A 4,938-nucleotide genomic window follows, 5' to 3' on the forward strand; every position below is an offset into this window, starting at 1 on the left:
TTGCAAAGGTGACAAAAAACGAGTGCTTTTGTCATGTTTTATGGGATGTTTTTCAACATAAAGGAAATAAATGAAAAACTTTCGGGGTCGGCTCACATACCTGAAAAATGAGTGATAAAGAATATTCGAGGAGAGCTGCGGTTATCCGCAGTTTTTTTATTTAAACAAACATATCATGCAAAGACAGAGAGGTAAAGATTTTTCTGAAAAATGAATGCTTTACATCAAATAAGGCAAGATAACGGAAAGCGTTTTTTCATTTCCTTACAAGACTTTACTTATTGTTTACATGATCAACAGCCGCATTTAACAAAATTTCCCTAACATGATAAACGGAATACATTAAAGGAGGCATGAAAAAAATGAGTTTGTTTCAAAATATGAAATCAAAATTTCTGCCAATCGCCGCTGTTTCTGTCCTTACAGCTGGAATCTTTGCCGGAGCTGAGCTGCAGCAAACAGAAAAGGCCAGCGCCAAAAAACAAGACAAAGCTGAGATCAGAAATGTCATTGTGATGATAGGCGACGGCATGGGGACGCCTTACATAAGAGCCTACCGTTCCATGAAAAATAACGGTGACACACCGAATAACCCGAAGTTAACAGAATTTGACCGGAACCTGACAGGCATGATGATGACGCATCCGGATGACCCTGACTATAATATTACAGATTCAGCAGCAGCCGGAACAGCATTAGCGACAGGCGTTAAGACATATAACAATGCAATTGGCGTCGATAAAAACGGGAAAAAAGTGAAATCAGTACTTGAAGAGGCCAAACAGCAAGGCAAGTCAACAGGGCTTGTCGCCACGTCTGAAATTAACCACGCCACTCCAGCCGCATATGGCGCCCACAATGAATCACGGAAAAACATGGACCAAATCGCCAACAGCTATATGGATGACAAAATAAAAGGCAAACATAAAATAGACGTGCTGCTCGGCGGCGGAAAATCTTATTTTAACCGCAAGGACAGAAACTTGACAAAGGAATTCAAACAAGCCGGCTACAGCTATGTAACAACGAAACAAGCATTGAAGAAAAATAAAGATCAGCAGGTGCTCGGGCTTTTCGCAGATGGAGGGCTTGCTAAGGCGCTCGACCGTGACAGCAAAACACCGTCTCTCAAAGAAATGACTGTTTCAGCAATTGATCGCCTGAACCAAAATAAAAAAGGATTTTTCTTGATGGTCGAAGGGAGCCAGATTGACTGGGCGGCCCATGACAATGATACAGTAGGAGCTATGAGCGAGGTTAAAGATTTTGAACAGGCCTATAAAGCCGCGATTGAATTTGCGAAAAAAGACAAACATACACTTGTGATTGCAACTGCTGACCATACAACCGGCGGCTTTACCATTGGCGCAAACGGGGAAAAGAATTGGCACGCAGAACCGATTCTCTCCGCTAAGAAAACACCTGAATTCATGGCCAAAAAAATCAGTGAAGGCAAGCCGGTTAAAGATGTGCTCGCCCGCTATGCCAATCTGAAAGTCACATCTGAAGAAATCAAAAGCGTTGAAGCAGCTGCACAGGCTGACAAAAGCAAAGGGGCCTACAAAGCCATCATCAAGATTTTTAATACTCGCTCCAACAGCGGATGGACGAGTACCGATCATACCGGCGAAGAAGTACCGGTATACGCGTACGGCCCCGGAAAAGAAAAATTCCGCGGATTGATTAACAATACGGACCAGGCAAACATCATATTTAAGATTTTAAAAACTGGAAAATAAAAAGGATGCAGAACGCTGCATCCTTTTTTTTATAAATATCTGCGGTGAACACCTTTTCCGTCGTACGAAAACATGACTTCCTTATCCTCAAGCACAGACTCAATGTGCACGCTTCTTCCCCAAAGCTGGAATAAATAAGGGAGCACTTTCTCCAAATATTTCAAATCTAACTCTATTCCTTCATACCAATGCTTAATATAGAGCTCGTTATTTTTCATATAATCGCCGTCGTTTACTGTCAAATATGGAAAACCGCCATTTACCCGCATGCTTACGAGCTGGTCGCGCACCGACTTCCACTGTTTATCGATGATTTTATAATCTCGGCCCTGTTTTTGAAACAAATAAAGATCCTCGCGCATGACTAATTCTTTGGTTAAATAATTGCGGATGAAAGAGATATCGGATTCAATCTCCCTGACCTCAAACATTTTCTCCCGGCCGGAGTCAGGCTGCACGCCCATTTTCTTCATTTCCTCCGTCGGGTTGTTGTACCTCTTTTCAATGTCTTCAAATATTTTCAGCCCTAAATAATAAGGATTAATGCCTGTTTTGGACGGCTGAACGACACCTGCATTCAGCTTGGCGAACTCGATCGCTTCATCAGAGGTTAAATCAAGCTCACGTATAATTCGCTGGTGCCAATAGGAAGCCCAGCCCTCATTCATAATCTTGGTTTCCAGCTGAGGCCAGAAATAAAGCATTTCCTCTCTCATCATCGTTAATATATCACGCTGCCATGGCTCCAGCTCCCGGGAATGCTCCTCGATAAAAAGCAGGATATCTTTTTCAGGCCGCGGCGGGAACGGTTTTTTCGATTTTTTCACTTGTTTTTTCGGTTTCTTTTCATCCAAAGACCATAGATCATCGTAAGGCGTGGCTGCCTCTTCAATCTCCTCTTCCTCATCATCCACACTCCATTGGAGCTTTGGTCGGACCAACGACGGATCGATATGCTCCTGAATCGAAAGGATTGCATCTAAAAAAGATTCGACTTCTTTTATCCCGTGAACCTGTTCATAGTGTTTTATCCGTTCAGCTGTTGCCGCCATGCTTTCCACCATATCGCGCTTCGTGTTTTGGAAACGGCAGTTGTTTTTGAAGAAATCGCAATGAGCAAGAACGTGTGCGACAATCAATTTATTTTGGATCAGTGAGTTGCTGTCCAGCAAAAAAGCGTAGCATGGATCTGAGTTAATGACCAGCTCATAGATCTTACTTAAACCTAGATCATAGTGCAGCTTCATCTTGTGAAACTGCTTGCCGAAGCTCCAGTGGCTGAATCTTGTCGGCATCCCGTACGCGCCAAATGTATAAATAATTTCAGCCGGGCAGATTTCATATCTCATCGGGTAGAAATCAAGGCCGAATCCTTTTGCAATTTCGGTAATTTCCTCAATTGCCCGCTGTAATCCCTTCTTCTCCTCCGCGTTCAACCGAATCCCCCCTACTTGGACTTATCTATAATGTATGAGCCCGCCAGACAAAAGATGATAGTCTCACTCGTGCAAGAAAAAAATCCCCCGGCACATTCATCTGTTTGCTTATTGGATCAGTGGGTAAACACACACCATACTACGAAAAAGGAGCGATACCAATTGAATGTAGCAGACGTGTTTTCTTCTTATCTCAGTAAGCTGCCAAACGTAATCATTGCTTTACTCGTCTTATTAATCGGCTGGGCTATTGCTAAAATTATTGAAAAAGCTGTATACAAAGGACTCAGCAAAACAAAAATCGACGACAAGCTCTTTGCTGGGAAAAAGCCTTCACGCTATTCCTCGGAAAAAGTCATAAGCAAGGTCGTTTATTTTATCGCACTGATCATCGTCTTTATTTTATTCTTTAACATTTTACACCTGACAACAGTGGCATCGCCGTTTGTCAGTATGCTTTCGGCGATTGCAGCCGCGATCCCAAGCGTGCTGAAAGCTGGACTCATTCTGCTGTTAGGATGGGCTGCAGCCTCTGTTTTAAGCTTCCTTGTCAAAAAAATCGGGATGAAGCTGAACACGAGTGACAAACTGCGCAAGTGGAATTTGGTGTCTGAAGGAAAAGATATTCACCAGGCTGTCAATACCGCTTCACAAATTGTCTTTTATCTCGTGCTGCTTGTTTTTCTGCCAGGGGTCTTATCTTCTTTGAAAATCAGCGGCATTTCAGGTCCTTTTACAAATATGATGGAAAGCGTGCTCGCTTTTCTGCCGAAATTATTTGCAGCGGCGCTTATCGTATTAATCGGATGGCTTGTTGCCCGCCTTGTCCGTGATATCATTACGAATTTCCTTGCAAGCATCGGCACGGAAAGATTCGCGGCACGTATGGGTTTATCAATTTACTTAAAAGACACAAGCCTTTCAGCAGTCATCGGAACAATCGCTTATGTGCTCATTATGATTCCGGTGGTCATTTCAGCGCTTGATCAGCTGGATGTCGCCGGCATTTCAAAACCAGCTGTCTCTATGCTGAATACGATTTTAAACATGCTTCCGAACATCATGATTGCCATCGTGCTTGTATTAGCGGGTATCTGGGCAGGAAAATGGGTGAAATCCATGGTGTCCGGACTGCTCCATCGCGCAGGCTTTGATTCTGTCTTAGGGAAAATGGGCATGGAAGCCGGAACGCCTGCAAAGCTGTCCTTGTCTCAAGTTGTCGGTATGATTGCGCAAATCATTGTCATTCTGCTCTTTACAGCTGAGGCGCTTCAAATTGTTCGGCTGCACTTCCTCGTAGAAATTGCCACTGGCATCATCGCGTATCTGCCGAATGTCCTTGTCGCAGTATTCATTCTCGGACTCGGCCTTTACGCAGGAGAATTGGTGAGAAAAGTGCTCTCAAGCATGATAAAAGGCCAGGAATTCAAGTCTTTAGCGCCTATTGCTAAATATACGATTATCGCACTTGCTTTCTTTATGGCCCTGGATCAGCTTGGTGTCGCTGCGACAATCGTCAATTCCGCGTTTATCATCGTTCTTAGCGGCTTCGCACTCGCCTTCGGTTTATCCTTCGGCCTTGGCGGTAAGGATTTTGCATCACGTTATCTGTCTACATTTGAACGCAAAATGCAAAACACAGAAATCGAAAAAAACCGTAAAAACCAAAATCCGCCGAATGACATGTAAGCAAAAAACATGCACCCAGCTGGGTGCATGTTTTTTTAATTCCTTTTTTTTCATTTTTCAATCGATTATGATAA

The 4,938-nt window shown here is 43.4% G+C and carries 3 protein-coding genes; 2 read left to right on the forward strand and 1 reads right to left on the reverse strand.

Annotation, left to right across the window (positions count from 1 at the left end; genetic code table 11):
* The first annotated feature begins 353 nt into the window (after nt 1-353).
* Nucleotides 354-1,739 carry an alkaline phosphatase PhoA gene (gene phoA, locus RAC86_RS35315; RefSeq protein WP_377886679.1) on the forward strand — a complete coding sequence of 462 codons (1,386 nt, stop codon included), beginning with the start codon at nt 354-356 and terminating at the stop codon, nt 1,737-1,739.
* A gap of 29 nt (nt 1,740-1,768) precedes the next feature.
* On the opposite strand, the gene spoVR is transcribed toward phoA, so the two are convergent.
* Nucleotides 1,769-3,175 (reverse strand): stage V sporulation protein SpoVR, encoded by a 1,407-nt coding sequence (spoVR, locus tag RAC86_RS35320; protein WP_003233364.1) that lies wholly within the window; start codon nt 3,173-3,175, stop codon nt 1,769-1,771.
* A 162-nt stretch (nt 3,176-3,337) separates the two neighbouring features.
* Here spoVR and RAC86_RS35325 point away from each other — a divergent pair, with 162 nt between their 5' ends.
* On the forward strand, nt 3,338-4,864 hold the full coding sequence (locus RAC86_RS35325; protein WP_014479294.1) for a mechanosensitive ion channel: 1,527 nt from the start codon (nt 3,338-3,340) through the stop codon (nt 4,862-4,864).
* Nucleotides 4,865-4,938 lie beyond the last annotated feature (74 nt).

This window comes from Bacillus sp. LR_5, from assembly GCF_042709275.1.